We start from the raw sequence: 23591 nt of genomic DNA, 5'->3' as shown, positions 1-23591 counted from the left end.
GCTTGACTTATTCTGTGATAAAGGTACTTTTCAGGACATGAAGAAGATCCTGATTATTGTTCCCGACGGCGGCATGCTGTTCGAGGCCGCCGGTATCGCCGATATTCTGATGCAGGCCAACCGGCTGCATCCGGAAGGGCTTGCGCAGCCGCGCTACCGGATTATCATCGCCACCACCCAGCCTCACCAGGTAATCCACGGCCAGTCCGGCCTGAATCTGCTGGCGGACTATCGCCTGCCGGAGCTGGATCCGCGTGAACCGCTGGACACCATTATTATCACCGGACGCGGCATGAACGAGCAGGAGAGCACGGCGGTGGTGGACTGGCTGCACCTCGCTGCGCCGCACGCCCGGCGGGTAGCCTCTGTTTGCGGCGGCGCGATGCTGCTGGCCCAGACCGGCCTGCTGGACGGTCGGCGCGCGACCACCCACTGGCGGCTGCTGGAGACGATGCAAGCCCAGTACCCGGCTATCCGCGTCGAAGGCGGTCCGCTGTATATTCAGGATGGCCCCATCTGGACCTCCGGCGGCGTGAGTTCCGGGTTCGATCTGACCCTGGCGCTGGTGGAAGACGACTACGGATTTACCCTCGCCCGCGACGTAGCGCAGGATATGGTGATGTATCTGCGCCGTCCCGGCGGCCAGCTGCAGTTCAGCCGTTACAGCCTGAAGCAGCCAGGCACAGCAGGGCCGATAGGCGAGGTGCAAACCTGGATCCTGCAAAACCTCACCGCCGACCTGTGCGTGGAAAATCTGGCCGAGAAAGCGGCAATGAGCCCGCGTAATTTCACCCGCGTGTTTACCCGCGACGCGGGAGTTTCTCCGGCCCGCTACGTGACCGAAGCGCGTCTGGCCGCGGCCCGCCAGCTGCTTGAGCAGACCCATGACTCCCTTGAGCGCGTTGCCGAGCAAAGCGGGTTTGGTACCAGCATTAACCTGCGCCGCATCTTTGAGAAACAGCTTCACCTCACGCCCGGCGAGTACCGTCAGCGCTTCCACTGCCGCAAGATGGCGTAATCTGATCCTTTTTTGTCGTTTACGCCAACCGGCCTGACGCCTACAGTGACTCCAGACAACAGAGATAAGGAGTGCACCATGGTTAAGGTCGGTATTAACGGTTTCGGCCGTATCGGACGTAATTTCCTGCGCGCGGCGCTGGGCAACCCGGATCTGCAGATTGTGGCCATTAACGATCTGACGGACAGTAAAACCCTCGCCCACCTGCTGAAACATGATTCCCTTCTGGGCACGCTTCCCGCGCCCGTTGAAGCGGCAGACGGCGCGCTGCAGGTAGACGGGCAGCGAATCGCCGTATTTAGCGAACGCGATCCGGCGAATATCCCGTGGCGTGACGTCGGCGTTGACGTGGTGATTGAGGCCACCGGATTCTTTACCGAGCGGGAAAAAGCGGCGGTGCATATCACCCACGGCGGCGCCAAGCGCGTCATCATTTCCGCCCCCGGGAAGAACGACGACCTGACGATTGTGCTGGGGGTTAATCACGAGCAGTACGATCCAGCCCGTCACGCGGTGGTGAGTAACGGGAGTTGCACCACGAACGGCCTGGCGCCTGCCGCTCAGGTGCTGCATCAGCAGTTCGGGATTGAGCATGGCCTGATGAACACCACGCATGCCTACACCAATAGCCAGGCGCTGCACGATCAGCCGGAGAAAGATCTGCGCGGCGCGCGCGCGGCGGCGCTGTCGATTGTTCCTTACTCAAGCGGCGCGGCAAAAGCGCTGGGGAAAGTGATCCCATCCCTTGACGGCAAACTGACCGGGTACTCCCTGCGCGTGCCGGTGCCGGTGGTGTCGATTGTGGATTTAACGGTAACGCTGAGCCGTAACGTAACCGCCGAAGAGGTGAACGAGGCGTTCCGCAACGCGGCCGCCAGCGGGCCACTGAAAGGTATTCTGGGCTATAGCGACGAACCGCTGGTCTCCAGCGATTACCAGGGCGACCCACGCTCCTCGATTATCGACGGGCTTTCCACGCTGGTGATTGGCGGGAACATGGTGAAGATCCTGGCGTGGTACGACAACGAGTGGGGCTTCTCTAACCGTCTGGTTGATCTGGCGGTGTGGATGGATAAGAAAGGGCTGTAAGTCTTACCGTGATGCCGGGTGGCGCTTGCGCTCACCCGGCAAATAATTCACTCCGCCTTCACTTTTACTCCCATAAACACAATTACCATCGCCGTTACCAGCAAAAGACCGCTGCCCGCGAATACGCCGCTGGCACCGTTGAGGTCAAATACCGCCCCGCCCCCGGCCGCACCGGCACTGATTGCCAGCTGAATTGAGGCCACCAGCAGCCCGCCTGCACTTTCGGCTTCATCCGGAACGGTGGTAGCAAGCCAGGTTGACCAGCCCACCGGAACCAGACCAAATGCAAAGCCCCACAGCGCGACCAGGAACCCGTCCAGCATCGCCAGATGACCAAACGCCACCATCGTGAGCGCGAGAACGCCCATTGCGAACGGCACCAGCGCCAGCGTCAGGCGCAGATTGCGTGCCAGCAGATGCCCGGCAACGGAGGTGCCGACAAAGTTGGCCAGCCCAAAGCCGAGCAGGATCAGCGAAATGGTCTCAACGCTCGCCTGCCCCACCGTTTCCAGGAACGGGCGCAGGTAGGTAAAGAAGGCGAAATGGCCGCTGAAGATCAGGATGGTCGCCAGCATGCCGCCGATCATCCCCGGACGACGCAGCACGCGGAACAGCGTACTCAGGCTGCCGCTGCTCTCCGGCTTCATGGACGGCAGGACCCAGAGCTGCCACAGCAGCGCCAGCATGCTCGGCAGGATGCAGAGAACAAAGACGTTGCGCCAGCCGATCAGGCTGCCCAGATAGCTGCCGAGCGGCGCCGCGACCACCGTGGCTATCGATACGCTGGAAAATATCACCGCCAGTGCCTTCGGCACTTTATCCGCCGGAACCAGACGCATCGTGGTCGCCGTCGACATCGCCCAGAATCCCCCGATGGCGATCCCCAGCAGCAGGCGGCCCATCAGCAGGACGTGCAGGTTGGGCGCAAAGGCTACCAGCAGGCTGGAGATAATTTGCAGCACCGAGAAAAACATCAGCACCCAGCGGCGGTCGATGCTTTTGGTCGCCGGCGTAATCAGCAGTCCGGTCACCAGCGCCACCAGCGCGGTGGCGGTGACGGCCTGTCCGGCCATTCCCTCACTCACGCCCAGGCTCGCGGCCATCGGCGTTAACAGACTGGCGGGCAGAAATTCTGCCGTAATCAAACCAAACACCCCCAGCCCCAGTGAATAGACGGCCCGCCAGGCGGGTTTTGCAGGCGCTACCGCCTCGCTCGCCGCGACACATGAATTCATCTGTTTTTCTCCCGTTATAAAAATGTGACAACTGTCGCAAAAGCATAGAAGGTTCACCCTGGACGATCTATGACATATAATCTCCACTTATTGATTATTCGTCCGGAGTTGCGCCATGACCGTACAGTCACCCGATCTGATCAGCGAACTTTTACGCGGCATGCGTCTGTCAGGGGTGAAATACCGGCGGATCCAGGCCAGCGCGCCGTTTGGCGTCGCCTTCCATCAGGCGCCCGGCAAAGCGCAGTTTCATTTCGTGAGCCACGGCAGCGCCCTGCTGCGAATGGAGAGCGGTGCGGCCTTTCAGCTGAGCAGCGGAGACGCCCTCTTTATTCCAGGCGGCAATTCCCATGCCCTGCTCTCCGACGAGCGGGCCACCATTACCCCTGTCAGCGACTTTCCCAGCGAGCCTATCTGCAGCTCGGTGTGTGCCATCACCTGCGAGCCCTGCCCTGAGAGCGAGAACACCCTTATCTTTAGCGGGTGCATGGATTTTGAGCTGGGCGGAATGCAGCCGCTGATCAAGGCGATGCCGGAAGTGATGATGGTCAGCCGGCTGATGTCTACCTGGCCGGAAATTCATCCGCTGCTGGCGGCGATGGAGCGGGAATCCGCGGCGCGTCAGGCCGGGTATGCCGGGATCCTTGCGCGGCTGGCGGACGTGGTGGCGGCGTTAATCGTGCGGGGCTGGGTTGAAGGCGGCTGTGGTAAATCCACCGGCTGGGTGCAGGTTCTGCGTGACCCGCGCCTGAGCCGGGCCATTTACGCCATGCACCAGCAGCCCGGCCTGAACTGGAGCGTGGCGGATCTGGCAAAAGAAGCGGGCACGTCCCGTTCCGTGTTCGCCGAACGGTTCCTGGCCGCGACGGGAACCACCCCGGCAAAATATCTCAGCGAGCTGAGAATGCGGCTGGCCATCCAGTACATTCGCCACGAAAATCAGCCGATTGAAACCGTCGCGCTGCGGCTGGGGTACGGCTCTCTGGCGGCGTTTAGCCGGGCATTTAAGCGCATCATTGGACAGGCGCCGGGCACGCTGCGGGAAGCCAGCCAGACGCCGGAAGAGGTCTGACGGGCAGGCAATTATTAACGCGAAGCGGGCAATATTCGTCTAAGGTTTTCAGGTGATTGACAACAGCGGTCACGCTGTTTAGTGAAGACAGGAGACGAACTGATGATAAGACCTCGTACACTACGCCCCGCATTCTTGCCCCTTGCGTTAGGAGGCGCGCTGCTCGGCGTCACTACTTTCGGTTATGCCGACGATAGCCCCGCAGCCCAGACAACCTCACCCGATATTTTGCTGGGCCCGCTGTTTAACGATGTGCAAAGCGCCAAACTGTTTCCCGATCAGAAAACCTTCGCGGATGCCGTCCCCAAAAGCGACCCGCTGATGATTCTGGCGGATTACCGGATGCAGCACACGCAGTCCAGCTTTGACTTACGCCACTTTGTCGAGATGAACTTTACGCTCCCTGCGGAAGGGGAAAAATATGTTCCGCCTGCTGGACAAAGTTTACGTGAGCACATCGACGATCTCTGGCCCGTGCTGACGCGCACCACGGATAAAGCCAGCAACAAATGGGATTCCCTGCTGCCGTTACCCAAACCTTACGTTGTGCCCGGCGGTCGTTTCCGCGAGGTCTACTACTGGGACAGCTATTTCACCATGCTGGGCCTGGCAGAGAGCGATCACTGGGACAAAATCAGCGACATGGTGGATAACTTTGCGTATGAGATTGATACCTTCGGCCACATTCCCAACGGCAACCGCAGCTATTACCTGAGCCGCTCCCAGCCGCCGTTTTTCTCAATGATGGTTGAACTGCTGGCGACCCACGACAGCGATGCGCTGAAGAAGTACCGCCCGCAGATGGAGAAAGAGTATGCCTACTGGATGGACGGCGTCGACGCCCTTCAGCCGGGGCAGGCTAACAAACGCGTGGTGAAGCTGGACGACGGCGCTATCCTCAACCGCTACTGGGACGACCGCGACACCCCGCGCCCGGAGTCCTGGCTTGACGACGTGAATACCGCCAAAAGTAACCCTAACCGGCCTGCGACCGAGATCTACCGTGATTTGCGTTCCGCTGCGGCCTCGGGCTGGGACTTTAGCTCCCGCTGGATGGACGATCCGCAAAAGCTCGGCACCATCCGAACCACCAGCATTGTCCCCGTGGACCTGAACGCCCTGATGTTCAAGATGGAAAAACTGCTGGCGCGGGCAAGCCAGGAGGGTGGCGACGCCGCCAGCGCAAGCAAATACGAGGCGCTGGCGACGGCGCGTCAGAAAGCCATCGAGAGCCACCTGTGGAATGATAAAGAGGGCTGGTACGCGGATTACGATCTGAAAAGCAAGAAGGTACGCAATCAGCTCACGGCGGCAGCCCTGTTCCCGCTTTACGTGAAGGCGGCGGCGCAGGATCGGGCCGATAAAGTCGCCGCGGCAACTTCATCGCACCTGTTGAAGCCGGGCGGTATTGCGACCACCACCGTCAATAGCGGCCAGCAGTGGGATGCGCCAAACGGCTGGGCCCCGCTGCAGTGGGTGGCCGCTGAAGGGCTGCAGAATTACGGACAGGAGAAGGTCTCAATGGACGTGACCTGGCGCTTCCTGAAGAACGTTCAGCATACTTACGACCGCGAAAAGAAACTGGTCGAGAAGTATGACGTGTCGACAACCGGTACGGGCGGCGGCGGCGGTGAGTATCCGCTGCAGGACGGCTTCGGCTGGAGCAACGGCGTGACGCTGAAAATGCTGGATCGGGTCTGTCCGAAAGCAAAACCGTGCGACAGCGTGCCGGAGAATCAGCCTGCGGCGAATGATGAGGCTGCGCCGGTGAAAGCTGCTGCACAGTGAGGGTATTGCCGGGTGTCGGCTACGCCTTACCCGGCCTGCGTGCTGTCTCTCTCCCTCCGGGAGAAGGTTAGCCAGTAAGTTTTGAGCAGAAGCAATAACGTTGTTTCAGAACGCCTGAACGCTTTCAGCGATGCCATGGTCCGGCTGTAAATCGCTGAGGCATTTCCTTCCGGCCGGGGCGAGGCGCATGGATGCGCCGAGAGGGCAGGCTTTACAGGGATGTTACCTCCGCCCGTCCCCGATAAGCCGGAAGGAATACGCCGAGGGCACCGCGAAGCGGCGTTTTACCGCCGGGAGCCCGGGTTGCCAGGGTGGCGGCGACTGAGCCACCCTGGCACGTTCAACGGTCACATCGTTACAGAGTAGCAAGGAACATAAAGTGAACGGAATGACCACCACAGCCGTATGTTCCCCCTCACCCCAGCCCTCTCCCTCAAGGGAGAGGAGGCAGTCCGATTGCGCATTTTTGACGGGGTTTCCCTGGTTCCTTAGAAACTATAACTCGCCCCTAACTGATACGTCCTGTCACGCCCAATCCAGCAGTTGGTCGCGTCGTAGCAGGTCAGCGTCTCTTTGTTGGTGATATTCTGCGCGCTGGCTTTGAGCGTTAACCCTGCCAGCGAGGGCAGGATTTCGCCCATCCGGTACGAGGCCGCCAGATCGTACTGCGTAGTGCCGCCCAGTTTTCCCGCATCGTTTGCCGGAGAGATTTCCATCGGCCCGGTGTAGCGTGCGCCCGCTCCCAGCATCAGTCCTTTCAGCGGCGTATTTTCAAAGGTGTAATCCCCCCAGAGGTTGAAGGCATTCTCCGGGACCTGCGTTGGACGTTTACCTTTGTACTTGTCATCTTCCCGGTTTATCGCGTGTGTGTACGCATAGTTGGCAATCAGCGTCAGGCTGTCCGTCGGACGGCTGATGGCGGACAGCTCTGCCCCTTTGGATTCCACTTCCCCGGTCTGACGATAGTTCAGGAAACCCGGGTCGGAGGTGACGACATTTTTCTGCCGGATGTTAAACACCGAGGCGGTAAAGGTGGTGGCGTAGTCGGCCAGCAGATATTTCACCCCGCCCTCCACCTGCTTGCTGGTGGTCGGTTTGACGTCTTTCGCCACGAGCGTGCCCTGCGGTGAGACCGGCGCAAAACCTTCTGAATAGCTGATAAACGGCGACAGACCGTTATCGAAGGCGTAAAGCGCGCCCAGGCGTTTGGTGACGCGATCCTGCGACACCCAAGCTTTATCACCGTTTTGCAGGTAGTTGGTAGTGACGGAGCGGTAATCGTCGTAGCGCAGGCTGCCCAGCAGGTTGAGGCCGCCAAATTCAACCTGATCCTGCAGGTAGTAACCGTTTTGCTGGTAGCTGAGACGGTTTTTCTGGGCGGTATAGAGCCCCAGCGCGCTTTCCTGGATCTGCGAATAGTCAGGATGCCGCATATCGATACCCGGCGTGGCCGACGCGTAGCGATAGTGGAAATGGGAGTTCAGCTTCTGATAGTCAAACCCGGCCAGCAGGTGGTGTTTCCACTCGCCCAGCGCAACGGTTTTGGTCACCTGGTTATCGATGTTGAAGCTCTTAAGGTCTTCATCGGTGGTGTAGGCAAAGCGGTTGAGCTGATACACCTCGCTTCCCGTCCCTGTCGCGTAGACGCTGCGCTGGTGGGTATCGACGTCGAAATAGCGCGCCTTCTGGTTAAAGCCCCAGCCGCTGTCAAACTCATGTTCAAAGCTGTAGCCCAGCATCCACTGACGCTGCTTAAACCCGCTCCACTCATCTCCGGCGTAATCGCGCTTGCCCGCATATTTCGAGCGCAGGTAGGCGAGCGGCAGCGGGTTAGACGGCGTCAGGCTCGGGGTGTTTTGCGCCAGCGCGTCCAGGGTGAGGCGGGTTTTGCTGTCCGGCTGCCAGGTGACGGACGGAGCAACCAGGTAGTTTTCATACCGGGTGGTGTGCGGCTGATCGTCGTTTTCCGTGGCTTTGCCCAGCAGACGGTAGTTCCAGTCGCTGTCGGCAATCTGCCCGGTTGAGTCGAGATAGCCCTCTTTCAGATTACGGTTTCCGGTGTTAACGCCGATCTCCGTCCGCGCTTCCCGCTGCGGTTTTTTACTTTGAATATTCACCAGCCCACCCGGCGAACCGCCGCCGTAAAGGACCGATGAGGGGCCTTTCAGGATATCAACGCTGTCAATCAGCAGCGGATCGATGCGCGCTTTGGTATTGCCGGTGACGTTATAGGGCAGCTGCAGCCCGTTGTAGAACTCCTGGTCAACGGTAAAGCCACGAATTTTATATTCGCTCATGTAGGAGGTATTTCCCCGCACCTCGGTTGAGACGCCCGGGGCATAGCGCAGGATTTCATTCACCGAATTCGCGTGACGCTTTTCAATTTCCGGCGCAGAGAGGGTCGTGATGACCTGCGGCGTTTTACTTTCAGCAACGGCCGATTTCGTGGCGCTGTTCGTCCAGGCCGGCAGCGCGCTGCCCTGCTCTGAACCTGTGACGACGATGGTGGATTCTTCGGCGAACGCCGGGACCTGCAATGCCAGCGTGACGGCCCCTGCCAGGGCGCAAAGCGTAAAACGTGAGGTATTCATAATGTCGTCTTGTTGTTAGATGCAATACGGAACGACAATTATTATCATTTAGATTAGCAAATCAATACTCCGGCAAAAAAACGGCCCTCCGCAGAGAGCCGTTCATGTCAATTTATGCTCGTCGCAGTAACCTGAATATGCCCAGCACCACAATGGCACCCACGACAGCGACCAGAAAACTGTGCAGGTCGAAACCACTTATGTTGCCTCCAAAGCCAAACATCGTCGCCAGCCAGCCGCCCACAACCGCACCAACGACCCCGAGTACACAGGTCAAAATAAAGCCGCCGCCATCGTTTCCCGGCATGATCAGTTTAGCGATAGCGCCAGCAATAAGACCAAAGATAATCCAGGCGATGATACCCATAGCGATGCCCTCTTGCAGGTTTAACGCGTGCGCAGAAAACCTTCTGCACAGCTAACTTAAGTATAGGTCATCGCCGGAAAACCATTTTCATCTCACCGACTTATCTTTGGTTAAACAGGCAAAAAAAACTCACCGGTTTGTATTAAGTTTCATTGCAGATTGCCGATAACGCTAAGACAGTCCGTCATCTATCAAGGAGCCATCCGGCGTGAGTCATTACAGTGAGCAGTTCCTCAAGCAAAATCCGCTGGCTGTATTAGGGGTATTACGCGACCTGCAAAAAGGTGAAGTGCCGCTGCGCATCAGCTGGTCGAATAATCAGTTCATCAGCAAGATCCTTGACGCCTCGCAGGATCGGCTGGTGATTGATTTAGGCAGTCAGGAGTATGAAAACCGCGCGGCGCTAAAAGCGGAGAATATCGCGGTGATGGCCGAAACGCAGGGCGCCAAAGTGGAATTTGTCCTGTCGCGGCTGGAACTGAGCGAATATCAGGGACTGCCGGCTTTTGTTACCCCGCTTCCGACGAATCTCTGGTTTGTTCAGCGTCGTGAATATTTCCGCATCAGCGCCCCGCTTCACCCCGCCTATTTTTGTAAGGCCAAAATGCCGGACAAAAAAGAGATCCGCTTCCGCCTCTTCGATCTGTCGCTCGGCGGCATGGGCGCGCTGATGGATACGCCGAAACCGGACGGGCTGGTAGAGGGCATGCGGTTTACGCAAATTGAACTGGATATGGGGGGCTGGGGTCGCTTTTATTTCGATGCGCAGCTGATTGCCATCAGCGACCGCACCGTCGTGGACAGCAAAAATGAAACTATCACCACGCCGCGTCTGAGCTTCCGTTTCCTCAACGTCGGGCCCGGCGCAGAGCGTGAGCTTCAGCGTATTATCTATTCCCTGGAGCGGGAGGCGCGGGAACGCGCAAATAAAGTTCTGTGAAGAAATCGGGCAGCGTGACCGCCGCCCGTCTGCGGCATTACATGGCATCCATCGCTTTCTGTACTTTCCAGATATAACGAGGCGCCTGTGGTGCCGGGTGATTTTTCGCCACATGCTCAAAGAATTCGTCTTTGTCCATGTCGTTAATCTCTTCTATCGCCTCTTTGCGGTCAGAGGAGAAGGTTCTGAGCAACGCGCCGGCACCGTTAACGTAAGACACCACCAGCGCGTACTGCATCACCTCCGGATCCTTAATCCCCTTCAGCACGCCATGCTCCATAATGCTCAGATAGGCCGTGCCCATTGAAATGTTGCGTTCCGGTTTTTTCAGCTCGCTGGTCGACGGCTGGCCGCTCCAGCCCATGTAGCGGTAAACCTCTCTCCCCGCCGTTGACGCTTTAAGCTGCATCAGCCCCACCGCATTGGATTTGCTGACAAGCGTGGGATTACCGCCGGACTCCACCGCGATGATCGCCGTGATGAGACGCGGGCTTACGCCCCAGGCCTTCCCGGCTTGCTCACTGATCGGCATCCACTGCATGGCCCGTTTCACCGGCACTTCCGGGTTCCAGGGCGGGTTTTGATAATCATGTTTGGTACTACAGCCAGCGAGCAACACAATCAAAAAAGCAAACCATCTCAATTTCACGTCATCTATCCTTATAGCCGGTCATCGCGGTGCGCCGCCTCTTGAAGCAGGCAGCGTATAAGCGGCATGATATAGACAATTAGTTTCTCATTCAGCAAGGAATTGCCATGTCTCAGTTTCATCTTATCGCGCCGTCGGGCTACTGCATTAACCAGGACGCGGCGCAGCGGGGCGTTCAGCGTTTGCTGGAATCTGGCCATCAGGTAGAAAATCAGACGATTATCCCCCGCCGCCAGCAGCGTTTTGCCGGTACCGAAGCGCAGAGGCTGAATGATATCAATAGTCTGGTGAACCTGACGGGCGAAAACCGGGTTGTGCTTGCGGTGCGTGGCGGATACGGTGCGAGCCGGCTGCTGGAGAGCATTGACTGGCAGGGGCTGGCGCTGCGCCAGCAGCAGGATCCGCTGCTGATCTGCGGCCACAGCGATTTCACCGTCATCCAGCTCGGGCTGCTGGCCCTGCATAACGTCATCACGTTTAGCGGCCCGATGCTGGCCGGTAACTTCGGCGCACCGGAGCTGGACGCGTTCACCGTGGAACATTTCTGGCGCGCGCTGCGTAACCCTACCTACAGCGTGGAGTGGCAAGGCAATGGACCGCACTGGGAGTGTGAAGGCCAGCTCTGGGGGGGTAACCTGGCGATGCTGGTCTCGCTCATCGGCACGCCGTGGATGCCACAAATCGAGGACGGCATTCTGGTGCTGGAAGATATCAACGAACATCCGTTCCGCGTCGAGCGCATGCTATTGCAGCTTTATCATGCCGGTATTCTTGAACGCCAGTCCGCGGTTGTGCTGGGCAGCTTCAGCGGCTCTGCCCCGAATGACTATGACGCGGGTTACTCCCTTGAGACCATGGTCGACTTCGTTCGCTCGCGGCTGGATATTCCGGTCATCACCGGTCTCGATTTCGGCCACGAGCAGCAAACCGTGACCCTGGCGCTGGGGGCGCACGCCACCCTGATCCACAATGATTCCGGCAGTCGGCTGACCATCAGCGGTCATCCTGTCATAAAGGCATAAAAAAGCCGTTATACCCCCTTAATAAAACGCTGTTGCCGTTGTTAATATGTTAGGGTTTTAGTAACAGCGTTAACATTGAGGTGGGAGTAAGAGAACATTGGATGCCGCAGCGATAATCAGCCTTTTCATTTTGGGTTCCGTCCTTGTAACCAGCAGTATTTTATTAAGTTCATTTTCATCGCGTCTCGGCATACCTATTCTTGTCATTTTCCTCGCCATCGGCATGCTGGCCGGCATTGATGGCATTGGCGGTATCCCTTTCGATAACTACCCCTTCGCCTACATGGTGAGTAACCTCGCGCTGGCGGTGATCCTGCTGGACGGCGGGATGCGCACCCAGGCAAGCTCCTTCCGCGTGGCCTTAGGGCCTGCGCTGTCGCTCGCCACGGTCGGCGTGTTGATTACCTCCGGCCTCACCGGAATGATGGCCGCGTGGCTTTTCCACCTCAATATCATGGAAGGTTTGCTGATTGGCGCCATCGTGGGCTCAACCGATGCGGCAGCGGTGTTTTCCCTGCTCGGCGGAAAAGGGCTTAACGAACGCGTTGGCTCCACGCTTGAGATTGAATCCGGCAGTAACGATCCGATGGCGGTATTTCTCACCATTACGCTTATCGAGATGATTCAGCAGCATGAAAGCGGGCTGAGCTGGATGTTTGCGTTACATATCCTGCAGCAGTTCGGTCTGGGGATCGTCATCGGCCTGGCGGGGGGATACCTCTTACAGCAGACGATCAACCGCATCTCGCTGCCCGCGGGGCTTTACCCCCTGCTGGCGCTGAGCGGCGGCATTCTCATTTTTGCCGTCACCACCGCAGTGGACGGCAGCGGTATTCTCGCGGTCTATCTCTGCGGGTTCCTGATGGGCAACCGCCCTATTCGCAACCGGCATGCCATTTTGCAGAACTTCGACGGTCTGGCGTGGCTGGCGCAAATCGGCATGTTTCTGGTGCTGGGCCTGCTGGTTACGCCATCGGACCTGCTGCCGATCGCCGTTCCGGCGCTGCTGCTGTCCGCGTGGATGATCTTCTTCGCCCGTCCGCTGTCGGTATTTGCAGGCCTGCTGCCGTTTCGCGGCTTCAACCTGCGCGAGCGGGTGTTTATCAGCTGGGTGGGCCTGCGCGGCGCGGTGCCGATTATCCTTGCGGTGTTCCCGATGATGGCCGGTCTGGATAACGCGCGGCTGTTCTTTAACGTGGCGTTCTTCGTGGTGCTGATTTCCCTGCTGTTCCAGGGAACCTCGCTCGGGTGGGCGGCGAAAAAAGCCAAAGTGGTGGTCCCGCCCGTGGGCTGGCCGGTCTCCCGCGTGGGGCTCGATATTCATCCGGAGAACCCGTGGGAACAGTTTGTCTATCAGCTGAGCGCCGACAAATGGTGCGTGGGAGCCTCGCTGCGCGATTTGCACATGCCGACCGAAACGCGCATTGCCGCCCTGTTCCGCGATAATGTCCTGCTGCACCCTACCGGCAGCACCCGCCTGCGCGAGGGGGATATTCTTTGCGTGATTGGTCGCGAGCGTGACCTGCCGGCGCTGGGCAAGCTGTTCAGCCAGTCGCCTCCGGTGGCGCTGGACCAGCGCTTCTTCGGCGATTTTATTCTGGAAGCCAGCGCCAAATTTGCGGATGTCGCGCTGATTTACGGCCTGGATGAAGGTGCTGAAGACGGTGATAACCCGCAAACGCTGGGCGAAATCATCCAGCAGCGGCTTGGCGCTGCCCCGGTCGTGGGGGATCAGGTAGAGTTTGCCGGGATGATCTGGACCGTTGCCGAAAAAGAAGATAACGCGGTGCGGAAAGTCGGTTTGAGGCCGATGGAAGAGGAAGCGGAGTAGTTTTTTTGCCGGGTGGCGGCTTCGCCTTACCCGGCTTACAAAACCCTCGAACGTAGGCCGGGTAAGGGTTAGCGCCACCCGGCTGACATAAGTTACACCGTCACAACCGGCACTCTTGGTGCCAGTGCGCACATCAATTCATACCCCACCGTGCCCGCCGCGGCAGCAACGTCGTCAATCTTAACTTCGTTACCCCACAGCTCGACGGGTGAGCCAATGCCCGCCTGCGGGCATGGCGTCAGGTCAACGGCCAGCATATCCATAGATACGGTGCCCACCGTTCCCGTGCGGACCCCATCGACCCAGACCGGCGTGCCGGTCGGCGCGATGCGCGGGTAGCCGTCGGCATAACCGCCCGCCACGATGCCAATCCGCTGCTCGCCCTTTGCCCGGTAGCGGCTGCCGTAGCCCACCGTGTCCCCGGCCTTCAGCGTCTGCACGCCAATGATTTCACTGCGCAGGGTCATGACCGGCTTAAGGCCGCTGTTGGCGATATCCTGCCACTGACCAGAGGGAGACGCACCGTAGAGAACGATCCCCGGACGCACCCAGTTATAGTGCGCCTCGGGATGCCACAGCGTGGCCGCCGAGTTCGACAGCGAGCGCGGGCAATCCAGCCCTTCTGCCGCCTGCTCAATGCGGACCATGGCATCGGCAATGCCGTCGGGTTTTTCCGCGTCGGCAAAATGCGCCATCAGCGTCATTTCGCCCACGTTTTTCATGGCGCGCAGCTGCTGCCAGACCGTATGCACCCGCTCAGGCTGAAAGCCCAGGCGGTTCATGCCGCTGTTCACCTTGAGGTAGATATCCAGCGGAGCATGGAGCTTCGCATCCTGGATCGCCTTAATCTGCCAGTTGCTGTGAACGCTGGTGGTCAGCCGGTACTTATCCAGCAGCGGCAGATCGTCCGCATGGAAGAACCCTTCCAGCAGTAGAATCGGCCCTTTCCAGCCGCGCTCGCGCAGCAGAATGGCCTCTTCCAGATTCAGGAGCGCAAAACCGTCGGTCGCGCTCAGCGCGCTCCAGATACGGTCGATACCGTGGCCGTAGGCATTCGCTTTCACCACCGACCAGACGCGCGAACCCGGTGCCGCCCGACGAACAATTTGCAGATTATCCTTCAGGGCCTGCAGGTTCAGCTGGGCCAGAACAGGACGGGACATGACAACTCCTTAGCTATGCGCGCCGTGCAGGTGCTGTGGACGCGAAGGCGTAAACCCCGATTGATAGCGTGCGGCGCTTAAATCGTCAAACGGAATTGCCGGCGTGCGCCCGGAAATCAGGTCGCTCAGCAGCTGGCCCGATCCGCAGGCCATCGTCCAGCCGAGCGTGCCGTGTCCGGTATTGGTCCACAGGTTTTTGAACGGCGTGCGGCCTACGATCGGCGTGCCGTCCGGGGTCATCGGACGCAGGCCGGTCCAGAACGTCGCCTGCTCAACAAAACCGCCGCGCGGGAAGAGATCGCCCACGACCATCTCCAGCGTTTCACGACGCGGCTTCAGCAGCTCGGTGTTGAAGCCGACAATTTCCGCCATGCCGCCTACGCGAATGCGGTTGTCGAAGCGGGTAATGGCGATTTTGTAGGTTTCATCCAGAATGGTCGAGACAGGTGCGCCGCTCTCTTTTTTCACCGGAATGGTCAGCGAGTAGCCCTTCAGCGGATAAACCGGAATGTCGAGAATGCCTTTCAGCATGGCGGTGGAGTACGAACCAAACGCCATCACGTAGGCATCGGCTTTGATCACCTCGTCGCCGCACTTCACGCCGTAAATTTTTTCGCCTTCCGACAGCAGCTTGTCGACGGAGGTGTTAAAGCGGAACTTCACCCCCGCCTGCTCGCACATTTGCGCCAGACGTTGCGTAAAGAGCTGGCAGTCGCCGGTTTCGTCATTCGGCAGGCGCAGGCCGCCGGTCAGCTTGTGCGCCACTTCCGCCAGCGCCGGTTCAACCTGGCCAAGCTGGCAGGCTTCAAGGAGCTGGTACGGTACGCCCGCATCTTCCAGCACGGCGATATCGCGGGTGGCATTCTCGTACTGTTGCTCGGTGCGGAACAGCTGCAGCGTCCCGCCCTGACGGCCTTCGTACTCAATCCCCGTCGACGCTCGCAGCGCTTTCAGACAGTCGCGGCTGTATTCCGCCAGGCGCACCATGCGCCCTTTGTTCTCCATGTAGTGGCGGGTGTCGCAGTTGCGCAGCATCTGCCACATCCACTTCAGCTGGAACTGCGTGCCGTCAAGGCTGATGGCCAGCGGCGCATGGCGCTGGAACATCCATTTAATCGCTTTCAGCGGAACGCCCGGCGCAGCCCACGGCGCCGCATACCCCGGAGAGATTTGCCCGGCGTTCGCCGCGCTGGTTTCAAGCGCGGGACCGGATTCACGATCGATAACGGTTACGTCATGTCCCGCCTGACTTAAATACCAGGCGCTGGTTACCCCAACGACACCACTTCCCAGTATGACAACACGCATAGCCACTCCATTATGTGCAAAAGAACAATCTTCTAATTACAGATTGATAACCTAGTTGAAAATATTATTCAACATACGACTTTTTTATGGTGACTTACCTCACACATCCCCCAGCATCAGGGGATAGTGCTAATTTGGGATCTCCTGCTGCGCGTTATTTTTAACCAGCATAATATGCTGAGGCATACCGTTTTTTTGCCGTATCAAAAACGCGAAATCGCAAAGAAAAAATTTCTGCCCCAGCACGCTTTTTAACACGTTGATCTATGCTTGAAAGGAGGCTCTCCAGACAGAGAGAGCACCCACAACGAGGGCGCGCTAATGGCTACTATTGATTCCCTGAACAAGGACAACACACGTCTGAGCGATGGACCCGACTGGACCTTCGAGCTGCTGGATGTTTACCTCGCCGAAATCGACCGGGTCGCAAAGCTGTATCGTCTGGATACCTATCCCCATCAGATTGAAGTCATTACGTCCGAACAGATGATGGACGCCTACTCCAGCGTCGGGATGCCGATTAACTATCCGCACTGGTCGTTTGGTAAAAAATTTATTGAAACGGAACGGCTGTATAAGCACGGCCAGCAGGGGCTGGCGTATGAGATTGTGATTAACTCCAATCCGTGTATTGCCTATTTAATGGAAGAGAACACCATTACCATGCAGGCGCTGGTGATGGCGCATGCCTGCTACGGGCATAACTCATTTTTCAAGAATAACTACCTGTTCCGCAGCTGGACGGACGCCAGCTCCATCGTCGATTACCTGATCTTCGCCCGTAAATACATTACCGACTGCGAGGAGCGCTACGGCGTGGACGAAGTGGAAAAACTGCTCGACTCCTGCCACGCGCTGATGAACTACGGCGTGGACCGCTATAAACGCCCGCAGAAAATCTCCCTGCAGGAGGAGAAAGCCCGGCAGAAAAGCCGCGAAGAGTACCTGCAAAGCCAGGTGAACATGCTGTGGCGAACCCTGCCGAAGCGTGAGGAGGAAAAAACGATCGCCGAAGCGCGTCGCTATCCGTCCGAGCCGCAGGAAAACCTGCTCTATTTTATGGAGAAGAACGCCCCGCTGCTGGAGCCGTGGCAGCGTGAGATCCTGCGCATCGTGCGCAAGGTGAGCCAGTATTTTTACCCGCAAAAGCAGACGCAGGTCATGAACGAAGGCTGGGCGACCTTCTGGCACTACACCATTCTTAACCATCTGTACGACGAGGGAAAAGTGACCGAGCGGTTCATGATGGAATTCCTCCACAGCCATACCAACGTGGTGTTCCAGCCGCCCTACAACAGCCCGTGGTACAGCGGGATTAACCCGTATGCGCTTGGCTTCGCCATGTTCCAGGATATTAAGCGCATCTGCCAGTCGCCGACGGAAGAAGACAAGTACTGGTTCCCGGATATCGCCGGTTCTGACTGGCTGGAAACGCTGCACTTTGCGATGCGCGACTTTAAGGATGAGAGCTTCATCAGCCAGTTTATGTCGCCGAAGATCATGCGTGATTTCCGCTTCTTCACCGTGCTGGACGATGACCGCAACAACTATCTGGAGATTTCCGCTATCCATAACGAAGAGGGATACCGTGAGATCCGCTCTCGCCTCTCTTCCCAGTACAACCTGAGCAACCTTGAGCCGAATATTCAGGTGTGGAACGTCGATTTGCGCGGCGACCGCTCCCTGACGCTGCGCTATATCCCGCACAATCGCGCGCCGCTGGATAAAGGGCGTAAAGAGGTGCTGAAGCACGTGCATCGCCTGTGGGGTTTTGACGTGCAGCTGGAGCAGCAGAATGAAGACGGGAGCGTCGAGCTGCTGGAACGTTGCCCGGCGCGGTTGAATACGCTGTAGCGCCACCGGGCGAAAAAAAACCTCTCGTATGAGAGGTTTTTCTTTTAGCGGGTCTGAATCGCTAAATCACCCGGCAGCGTTTTCTGCATACGGTGCCAGATTTCACCGGAATCGTGACCGTAGCGGCGCACCGTCTCATAAACCTGATCGTGCAGGCCTTCGGTACAGAGCTTGCTCAGCTTATGGTAGAAGCCCAGCGCCAGGCTACGCGCTTCCGGATTGGCAAAGTAGTGGCGGCCAATGCGGGTATAAAGCCCTTTCATACCGTTGAGGATCAGGCCATACACCGGGTTGCCGGAGGCAAACGCCAGGCCGCGAAACACGTTGTAATCGAGGGTGGCAAAAGCATCGGCGTGATCTTCCACCTCGTTTGCTGTGGCCAGCACCGCAAGGGCGTCTTCCGGATGCTGACGGAAAGCGGTACGAATAAAGATCGTCGCGATGTTGGTGCGAACGGAGAGCAGATTATCAATGAGCTGCGGCACGCTTTCATGGTCGAGACGCGCCAGCGTTTCAAGAATGTTCAGCCCGGACGTTTCCCAGAAGTTGTTTACTTTCGTAGGCTTACCGTGCTGGATCGTCAACCAGCCATCGCGCGCCAGCCGCTGAAGCACTTCACGCAGCGTGGTGCGAGTGACGCCAATCAGTTCAGAGAGTTCGCGTTCAGCCGGAAGAATGGACCCCGCAGGGAAACGATTATTCCAGATGCTTTCAATGATGTACTCTTCCGCGAAACCCGCCGGGCTCTGCGCCTTAATGACCATAGTGAGATTTCCATTACACAGCTTTAGCAAATTGGACTCATCATACCAGAGGCACGCAGTAGCAGGTAGCGCGGCAAAGAGAGAAAAGAGGGATCGCCGTTTCATTTTTGTGAAATTTACAATGCAGCCTTATCCGCCTCCAGGCCGTGATTTTTGCGTATACTGATGTTTTGTCTTACTTGACGGGAAGGACGTCTGTTGTGGAAATTTCTTTTGGGCGCGCACTATGGCGCAATTTTTTAGGCCAGTCTCCTGACTGGTATAAACTGATACTGTTGGTTTTCCTGGTCGTTAATCCCATCATTTTTAGCGTGAATCCCTTTATCGCCGGCTGGCTGCTGGTGGCGGAGTTTATCTTCACCCTGGCCATGGCGCTGAAATGTTATCCCCTGCTGCCGGGCGGTTTGCTGGCGTTTGAAGCCGTCGTCGTCGGTATGACCAGCGCCAAGCATGTCAAAGCAGAGCTGGCGTCTAATCTCGAAGTGCTTCTGCTGCTGATCTTTATGGTGGCGGGTATCTACTTTATGAAACAGCTGCTGCTGTTCATCTTCACGCGCCTGCTGCTCAGCATTCCGTCGAAAATGTTCCTCTCGCTGGCGTTTTGCCTTGCCGCCGCCTTCCTGTCGGCCTTCCTCGATGCGCTGACGGTCGTCGCGGTAGTGATCAGCGTCGCGGTTGGGTTTTACGGTATATATCACCGCGTGGCCTCCTCTCGCCCAAATGAGGACCTGCAGGATGACAGCCACGTCGAGGCGCATAACCGTGAGGTACTGGAACAGTTTCGCGCCTTCCTGCGCAGCCTGATGATGCATGCCGGCGTCGGTACCGCCCTGGGTGGCGTGATGACCATGGTGGGCGAGCCGCAAAACCTGATCATTGCCAAAGCGGCGGGCTGGCATTTCGGTGATTTCTTCCTGAGAATGGCCCCGGTGAGCGTTCCGGTGCTGATCTGCGGGCTGGCGACCTGTCTGCTGGTGGAGAAGTTTCGCCTCTTTGGGTACGGGGCGCAGCTCCCGGAGCCGGTACGTCAGGAACTGCATAAATTCGACGTGCAGAGCCGAAGCCAGCGGACGCGCCAGGAGACGCTACGACTGATTGCTCAGGGGATCATCGGCGTCTGGCTTATCGCGGCGCTGGCGTTCCATCTTGCTGAAGTGGGGCTGATTGGCCTGTCAGTCATTATTCTCGCCACCACCTTTACCGGCGTGACGGACGAATATGCCATCGGCAAGGCGTTTACCGAAGCCCTGCCGTTTACCGCCCTGCTGGCGGTGTTCTTTGCCGTCGTGGCGGTGATTATCGACCAGCACCTGTTCGCGCCGATTATTGCCTTTGTATTACAGTCGTCACCGGATGCTCAGCTCTCGCTGTTTTACCTGTTTAACGGCCTGCTCTCGTCGATCTCAGATAACGTCTTTGTCGGGACGGTCTACATCAACGAGGCCAAAGCGGCCATGGAGCAAGGCGTTATCAGCGCCGGACAGTTTGAGCTGCTGGCCGTGGCGATCAACACCGGTACCAACCTGCCGTCGGTAGCGACGCCAAATGGCCAGGCCGCCTTCCTGTTCCTGCTGACCTCCGCCCTCGCGCCGCTCATACGTCTTTCTTATGGCAGGATGGTGTGGATGGCACTGCCCTATACGCTGGTGCTCACGATCGTCGGATTGCTTTGCGTCAAAATTACCCTCATTCCCTGTACGCAATGGCTGGTACAAGCGGGTATACTTGCGGCGCAGTAAACTACGCATCTCGGGCAGTTCGCTGCCCGTTTGCCTTTTCGCACGATAAACATCCAATTACGTTTTATTTCGCCAGGTACAGGTGGCGCGAAAAACGAATTCGTTTACACTGCGCTTTCTAAGCATGTTCCAGGGAAATGATTATGTTGAGATTTTTAAACCAGTGCTCCCGCGGTCGCGGAGCGTGGTTGTTAATGGCCCTGACCGCCTTTGCGCTGGAAATGGTCGCGCTGTGGTTCCAGCACGTAATGGGACTGAAACCTTGCGTACTGTGTATTTACGAACGCAGCGCGCTATTCGGCATTATGGGTGCGGGCCTGGTGGGCGCGATTGCCCCAAAATCGCCGCTTCGCTATGCCGGTATTGCCATCTGGATCTACAGCGCCTGGAAAGGAATTGAACTCTCCTGGCAGCACACCATGATGCAATTGCATCCGTCACCGTTTATGACCTGTGATTTTGCCGCCCGCTTCCCGAGCTGGCTGCCGCTGGACAAATGGCTGCCGCAGGTGTTTGTTGCATCCGGTGACTGCTCCGTTCGTCAGTGGGAATTCCTGACGCTGGAGATGCCGCAGTGGCTGGTGGGTATTTTTGCCGCCTACTTCGTCGTGGCGCTGCTGGTGCTGATTGCCCAGCCGTTCAAACCGAAGAAACGCGATCTGTTCGGAAGGTAAAAGCAAAACGGCAACCGAGGTTGCCGTTTTTAGTGCTTGCGCCCTCTCCCGTGGGAGAGAGTTGGGGTGAGGGCATCAGGCCGCACAAGCACAAAAAAACCCGCCTCGGCGGTTTTTTTAATCTCAACGGGTCGGGTGATTCATGATGTGGTCTTCCCAGTCACGCACCTCGGACTCTTTCACAGCAATGTGGCGCACAGAGATACGTTCACCGTGCATCGCCGCTTTTGAACCGGTTAACAGCGGATGCCAGTCAGGCAGACCTTTCCCTTCCGCCAGCAGGCGATACGCGCAGGTATGCGGCAGCCATTCAAACGTCGGCAGATTATCCCGGGTTAACTTGATGCAGTCAGGCTCAAATTCAAACCGGCGCTCATAGTTGCGGCACTGGCAGGTTTTAATGTTTAACTGCTTGCAGGCAACGTTGGTGAAGTAGATTTCATCCGTATCTTCATCCATCAGCTTGTGCAGGCAGCACTGCCCGCAGCCGTCACACAATGATTCCCATTCCGAGTCAGTCATGTCGTCGAGAGTTTTGCTTTGCCAGAAAGGGATGTTGTTCATCAGGATGTCCACACGTCAAAAGAAAGCGCACCTTATAACGAGTCTGGCACGTTGTTGCAAGTTTTGCCGCCCTCTTCAGGCGGCAAGATGGGGTTACAGCACGCGAGTTTTCAGCGACAGGCCGTTAAAACCGACCTCAAGCTCGTCACCGCTGAGTAGCGGGCCAACGCCTTCTGGGGTTCCGGTCAGGATCACATCGCCTGGTTTAAGGGTAAAGAAGCGGCTCATGTAGGCGATCAGGGGCACAATCTTATGGATCATGTCTGCCGTGGTGCCCTGCTGGCGGATCTCGCCGTTAACCTTCAGGCTAAGCGGCGTGTCCTGGGGATCGCCGGTAAATTCGCTCACCGGCACAAACGCCGAAATCGGGCAGGAATTATCAAACCCTTTGGCTTTTTCCCACGGCTGCCCTGCTTTCTTCATTTTGCCTTGAACGTCACGCAGGGTCAGATCCAGCGCCACGCCGTATCCGGCAATCGCTTTTTTAACATGTTCTTCTGAGGCCTGGCGCAGCGTCGCGCCGATCAGCACGGCAAGTTCAACTTCGTGATGCACCGAACCCAGCCCCTGGGGCAGCGCCAGCGGCTGGCGGATATCGCAAAGCGCCGTTTCAGGCTTAATAAACAGGACCGGCTCTTCTGGCGTCGCGCTGCCCATCTCCTGAATATGTTTTGCGTAGTTGCTGCCCACGCAAACCACTTTGCTGACGGGATAATCCAGTAATGCACCTTGCCAGTTATGATGTTGATACATGGTCGACCCCTAAACGGTTGATGTGTTGTGCCCAAAAACAGTTGAGACTATTTTTTAACGTTCGCCTCAAGATGCTGTTTTAATAAATTCTCGGGTGGCGGTGGAAGCTGTAAATAATAGCCTTGCTCGGATAAGGCCGTTTTCACTTTATCCAGATCGGCGTTAATCAGTTTCTTACGACCATCGAGCGGCAACAGCATCGCCAGCTGTGGTCGGCCAAAGTTCTTCATTAATTCTTCAGGCACGCGTGAAAAATCGTCTTTCTTTTCGACATAAAGATAGGTCTGGTCACGGCTTGTACTTCTGTAGATCACACAAAACATGTTTTTACTCTGAATTAATGGGTGGTTGCTTGCCTCAATATACTCCTGACTATAACATGCCTGATACTCTTCGGAATATCGCAGCGAGTGGTTGCGGTTAATAGCAAATTGAGTAAGGCCAGGATGTCAAACACGCCCATCGAGCTTAAAGGCAGTAGCTTCACCTTATCAGTGGTACATTTGCATGATGCAAAACCCGAGGTTATTCGTCAGGCGTTAGAAGACAAAATCGCCCAGGCTCCCGCCTTTCTGAAGCACGCCCCTGTTGTTATCAACGTCAGCGGTCTTGAGGCTCCGGTTAACTGGAAACTTCTCCAGCAGGCCGTCTCCTCGACCGGACTGCGTATCGTGGGCATCAGCGGCTGCAAAGATACTGAGCTGAAAGCGGAAATTGAGCGTGCGGGGCTGCCTCTTCTGAATGAGGGCAAAGAAAAAGCCTCGCGTGCGGCACCCGTTGCCGTGCAAACGCCCCCTCCTGCGGTGCAAAACGTTACTACCGTCACAAAAACGCGAATGATTGATGTGCCGGTTCGTTCCGGTCAGCGCATTTATGCACCAAACTGTGATCTGATTGTTACAAGCCACGTCAGTGCTGGCGCTGAGCTGATTGCAGATGGCAATATTCACGTATACGGTATGATGCGTGGACGTGCGCTCGCCGGTGCAAGTGGCGATCGAGATGCGCAAATATTTTGTACTCACCTGACGGCGGAACTGGTGTCCATCGCAGGTGAATATTGGCTGAGCGACAAGATCCCAGCCGAATTTTATGGCAAAGCGGCTCGCCTGCTTCTGGCAGACGACGCGTTGACCGTTCAACCGTTGAATTGATCCCTTTTTAACAAGG

21 protein-coding genes and 1 pseudogene are annotated in these 23591 nt (G+C 57.4%); 11 read left to right on the top strand and 11 right to left on the bottom strand.

Annotation, left to right across the window (positions count from 1 at the left end; all coding sequences use genetic code 11):
* Positions 1-37 precede the first annotated feature (37 nt).
* Together AC1VYI_RS10850 and gap are read left to right on the top strand one after the other, a co-directional pair.
* The gene (locus AC1VYI_RS10850; RefSeq protein WP_134866084.1) at positions 38-1018 is read left to right on the top strand and encodes a GlxA family transcriptional regulator; all 981 of its coding nucleotides are present in this window, start codon (positions 38-40) and stop codon (positions 1016-1018) included.
* Between the two features lie 78 nt (positions 1019-1096).
* Complete coding sequence (gap, locus tag AC1VYI_RS10845; protein WP_134866083.1) at positions 1097-2107, top strand: type I glyceraldehyde-3-phosphate dehydrogenase; 1011 nt, start codon at positions 1097-1099, stop codon at positions 2105-2107.
* Positions 2108-2154: 47 nt separating this feature from the next.
* On the opposite strand, the gene AC1VYI_RS10840 is transcribed toward gap, so the two are convergent.
* The gene (locus AC1VYI_RS10840) at positions 2155-3342 is read right to left on the bottom strand and encodes an MFS transporter (RefSeq protein ID WP_033145809.1); all 1188 of its coding nucleotides are present in this window, start codon (positions 3340-3342) and stop codon (positions 2155-2157) included.
* A 115-nt stretch (positions 3343-3457) separates the two neighbouring features.
* Here AC1VYI_RS10840 and AC1VYI_RS10835 point away from each other — a divergent pair, with 115 nt between their 5' ends.
* Positions 3458-4414, top strand: coding sequence for an AraC family transcriptional regulator (locus tag AC1VYI_RS10835; RefSeq protein ID WP_134866082.1), 957 nt, complete (start codon positions 3458-3460; stop codon positions 4412-4414).
* A 102-nt stretch (positions 4415-4516) separates the two neighbouring features.
* On the top strand, positions 4517-6202 hold the full coding sequence (locus AC1VYI_RS10830; RefSeq protein ID WP_134866081.1) for an alpha,alpha-trehalase: 1686 nt from the start codon (positions 4517-4519) through the stop codon (positions 6200-6202).
* 488 nt (positions 6203-6690) lie between these two features.
* Here the strand turns inward: AC1VYI_RS10830 and AC1VYI_RS10825 are convergent, their stop codons facing one another.
* Positions 6691-8793: a TonB-dependent siderophore receptor gene (locus tag AC1VYI_RS10825; RefSeq protein ID WP_134866080.1), complete on the bottom strand. Its 2103-nt coding sequence runs from the start codon at positions 8791-8793 to the stop codon at positions 6691-6693.
* 112 nt (positions 8794-8905) lie between these two features.
* A complete protein-coding gene (locus tag AC1VYI_RS10820; RefSeq protein ID WP_008502662.1) occupies positions 8906-9160 on the bottom strand; it encodes a GlsB/YeaQ/YmgE family stress response membrane protein in 255 nt (84 codons plus the stop codon).
* 208 nt (positions 9161-9368) lie between these two features.
* On the opposite strand from AC1VYI_RS10820, the gene ycgR reads away from it, so the two are divergent.
* Positions 9369-10100, top strand: coding sequence for a flagellar brake protein YcgR (ycgR, locus tag AC1VYI_RS10815; RefSeq protein WP_023312174.1), 732 nt, complete (start codon positions 9369-9371; stop codon positions 10098-10100).
* 37 nt (positions 10101-10137) lie between these two features.
* Here ycgR and emtA read toward each other — a convergent pair whose 3' ends face one another.
* Positions 10138-10749 carry a membrane-bound lytic murein transglycosylase EmtA gene (gene emtA, locus AC1VYI_RS10810; RefSeq protein ID WP_134866079.1) on the bottom strand — a complete coding sequence of 204 codons (612 nt, stop codon included), beginning with the start codon at positions 10747-10749 and terminating at the stop codon, positions 10138-10140.
* A 107-nt stretch (positions 10750-10856) separates the two neighbouring features.
* Here emtA and ldcA point away from each other — a divergent pair, with 107 nt between their 5' ends.
* The gene (ldcA, locus tag AC1VYI_RS10805; protein WP_045356007.1) at positions 10857-11771 is read left to right on the top strand and encodes a muramoyltetrapeptide carboxypeptidase; all 915 of its coding nucleotides are present in this window, start codon (positions 10857-10859) and stop codon (positions 11769-11771) included.
* 97 nt (positions 11772-11868) lie between these two features.
* Positions 11869-13602 (top strand): potassium/proton antiporter, encoded by a 1734-nt coding sequence (locus AC1VYI_RS10800; RefSeq protein WP_023312177.1) that lies wholly within the window; start codon positions 11869-11871, stop codon positions 13600-13602.
* Here the strand turns inward: AC1VYI_RS10800 and AC1VYI_RS10795 are convergent.
* The 3 genes and pseudogenes from AC1VYI_RS10795 to AC1VYI_RS10785 all read right to left on the bottom strand — a co-directional run.
* Positions 13540-13680: pseudogene (locus AC1VYI_RS10795) on the bottom strand (hypothetical protein); the annotation flags it as partial. The gene AC1VYI_RS10800 and the pseudogene AC1VYI_RS10795 sit on opposite strands and share 63 nt — an antisense overlap.
* Before the next feature lie 14 nt (positions 13681-13694).
* Complete coding sequence (gene dadX, locus AC1VYI_RS10790; protein WP_045356004.1) at positions 13695-14765, bottom strand: catabolic alanine racemase DadX; 1071 nt, start codon at positions 14763-14765, stop codon at positions 13695-13697.
* Positions 14766-14774: 9 nt separating this feature from the next.
* Entirely contained in the window at positions 14775-16073 is a 1299-nt protein-coding gene (locus tag AC1VYI_RS10785) for a D-amino acid dehydrogenase (RefSeq protein ID WP_134866078.1), read from the bottom strand.
* Positions 16074-16394: 321 nt separating this feature from the next.
* On the opposite strand from AC1VYI_RS10785, the gene AC1VYI_RS10780 reads away from it, so the two are divergent.
* Positions 16395-17927, top strand: a complete 1533-nt coding sequence (locus AC1VYI_RS10780; RefSeq protein WP_023293929.1) for a SpoVR family protein — start codon at positions 16395-16397, stop codon at positions 17925-17927.
* A 44-nt stretch (positions 17928-17971) separates the two neighbouring features.
* On the opposite strand, the gene fadR is transcribed toward AC1VYI_RS10780, so the two are convergent.
* Positions 17972-18691 carry a fatty acid metabolism transcriptional regulator FadR gene (gene fadR, locus AC1VYI_RS10775; RefSeq protein ID WP_023312180.1) on the bottom strand — a complete coding sequence of 240 codons (720 nt, stop codon included), beginning with the start codon at positions 18689-18691 and terminating at the stop codon, positions 17972-17974.
* A gap of 200 nt (positions 18692-18891) precedes the next feature.
* Between fadR and nhaB the strand changes: the two genes are divergently transcribed.
* Complete coding sequence (gene nhaB / locus AC1VYI_RS10770) at positions 18892-20430, top strand: Na(+)/H(+) antiporter NhaB (protein ID WP_134866077.1); 1539 nt, start codon at positions 18892-18894, stop codon at positions 20428-20430.
* A 143-nt stretch (positions 20431-20573) separates the two neighbouring features.
* Complete coding sequence (gene dsbB / locus AC1VYI_RS10765) at positions 20574-21104, top strand: disulfide bond formation protein DsbB (protein WP_023312182.1); 531 nt, start codon at positions 20574-20576, stop codon at positions 21102-21104.
* 123 nt (positions 21105-21227) lie between these two features.
* Here the strand turns inward: dsbB and AC1VYI_RS10760 are convergent, their stop codons facing one another.
* From AC1VYI_RS10760 to AC1VYI_RS10750, 3 genes are all read right to left on the bottom strand, one after another.
* On the bottom strand, positions 21228-21668 hold the full coding sequence (locus tag AC1VYI_RS10760; protein ID WP_134866076.1) for a YcgN family cysteine cluster protein: 441 nt from the start codon (positions 21666-21668) through the stop codon (positions 21228-21230).
* Positions 21669-21761: 93 nt separating this feature from the next.
* Positions 21762-22421 carry a fumarylacetoacetate hydrolase family protein gene (locus tag AC1VYI_RS10755; protein ID WP_029742142.1) on the bottom strand — a complete coding sequence of 220 codons (660 nt, stop codon included), beginning with the start codon at positions 22419-22421 and terminating at the stop codon, positions 21762-21764.
* A 47-nt stretch (positions 22422-22468) separates the two neighbouring features.
* Positions 22469-22744 (bottom strand): YcgL domain-containing protein, encoded by a 276-nt coding sequence (locus AC1VYI_RS10750; RefSeq protein WP_059446849.1) that lies wholly within the window; start codon positions 22742-22744, stop codon positions 22469-22471.
* Between the two features lie 123 nt (positions 22745-22867).
* Here AC1VYI_RS10750 and minC point away from each other — a divergent pair, with 123 nt between their 5' ends.
* Positions 22868-23575 (top strand): septum site-determining protein MinC, encoded by a 708-nt coding sequence (gene minC, locus AC1VYI_RS10745; RefSeq protein ID WP_023312186.1) that lies wholly within the window; start codon positions 22868-22870, stop codon positions 23573-23575.
* Positions 23576-23591 lie beyond the last annotated feature (16 nt).

The organism is Enterobacter sp. QK-SA4 (genome assembly GCF_056856775.1).
Note: the sequence above shows the minus strand (reverse complement) of the source record. Positions and strands in the feature narration are given on the sequence as shown.

What these genes read in the sequence shown, in the direction of transcription:
- AC1VYI_RS10850 (WP_134866084.1), top strand. Translation starts at nt 38, where the DNA reads ATGAAGAAGATCCTGATTATTGTTCCCGACGGCGGCATGCTGTTCGAG.
- gap (WP_134866083.1), top strand. Translation starts at nt 1,097, where the DNA reads ATGGTTAAGGTCGGTATTAACGGTTTCGGCCGTATCGGACGTAATTTC.
- AC1VYI_RS10840 (WP_033145809.1), bottom strand. Translation starts at nt 3,342, where the DNA reads ATGAATTCATGTGTCGCGGCGAGCGAGGCGGTAGCGCCTGCAAAACCC.
- AC1VYI_RS10835 (WP_134866082.1), top strand. Translation starts at nt 3,458, where the DNA reads ATGACCGTACAGTCACCCGATCTGATCAGCGAACTTTTACGCGGCATG.
- AC1VYI_RS10830 (WP_134866081.1), top strand. Translation starts at nt 4,517, where the DNA reads ATGATAAGACCTCGTACACTACGCCCCGCATTCTTGCCCCTTGCGTTA.
- AC1VYI_RS10825 (WP_134866080.1), bottom strand. Translation starts at nt 8,793, where the DNA reads ATGAATACCTCACGTTTTACGCTTTGCGCCCTGGCAGGGGCCGTCACG.
- AC1VYI_RS10820 (WP_008502662.1), bottom strand. Translation starts at nt 9,160, where the DNA reads ATGGGTATCATCGCCTGGATTATCTTTGGTCTTATTGCTGGCGCTATC.
- ldcA (WP_045356007.1), top strand. Translation starts at nt 10,857, where the DNA reads ATGTCTCAGTTTCATCTTATCGCGCCGTCGGGCTACTGCATTAACCAG.
- dadX (WP_045356004.1), bottom strand. Translation starts at nt 14,765, where the DNA reads ATGTCCCGTCCTGTTCTGGCCCAGCTGAACCTGCAGGCCCTGAAGGAT.
- AC1VYI_RS10785 (WP_134866078.1), bottom strand. Translation starts at nt 16,073, where the DNA reads ATGCGTGTTGTCATACTGGGAAGTGGTGTCGTTGGGGTAACCAGCGCC.
- AC1VYI_RS10780 (WP_023293929.1), top strand. Translation starts at nt 16,395, where the DNA reads ATGGCTACTATTGATTCCCTGAACAAGGACAACACACGTCTGAGCGAT.
- fadR (WP_023312180.1), bottom strand. Translation starts at nt 18,691, where the DNA reads ATGGTCATTAAGGCGCAGAGCCCGGCGGGTTTCGCGGAAGAGTACATC.
- dsbB (WP_023312182.1), top strand. Translation starts at nt 20,574, where the DNA reads ATGTTGAGATTTTTAAACCAGTGCTCCCGCGGTCGCGGAGCGTGGTTG.
- AC1VYI_RS10760 (WP_134866076.1), bottom strand. Translation starts at nt 21,668, where the DNA reads ATGAACAACATCCCTTTCTGGCAAAGCAAAACTCTCGACGACATGACT.
- AC1VYI_RS10755 (WP_029742142.1), bottom strand. Translation starts at nt 22,421, where the DNA reads ATGTATCAACATCATAACTGGCAAGGTGCATTACTGGATTATCCCGTC.
- AC1VYI_RS10750 (WP_059446849.1), bottom strand. Translation starts at nt 22,744, where the DNA reads ATGTTTTGTGTGATCTACAGAAGTACAAGCCGTGACCAGACCTATCTT.
- minC (WP_023312186.1), top strand. Translation starts at nt 22,868, where the DNA reads ATGTCAAACACGCCCATCGAGCTTAAAGGCAGTAGCTTCACCTTATCA.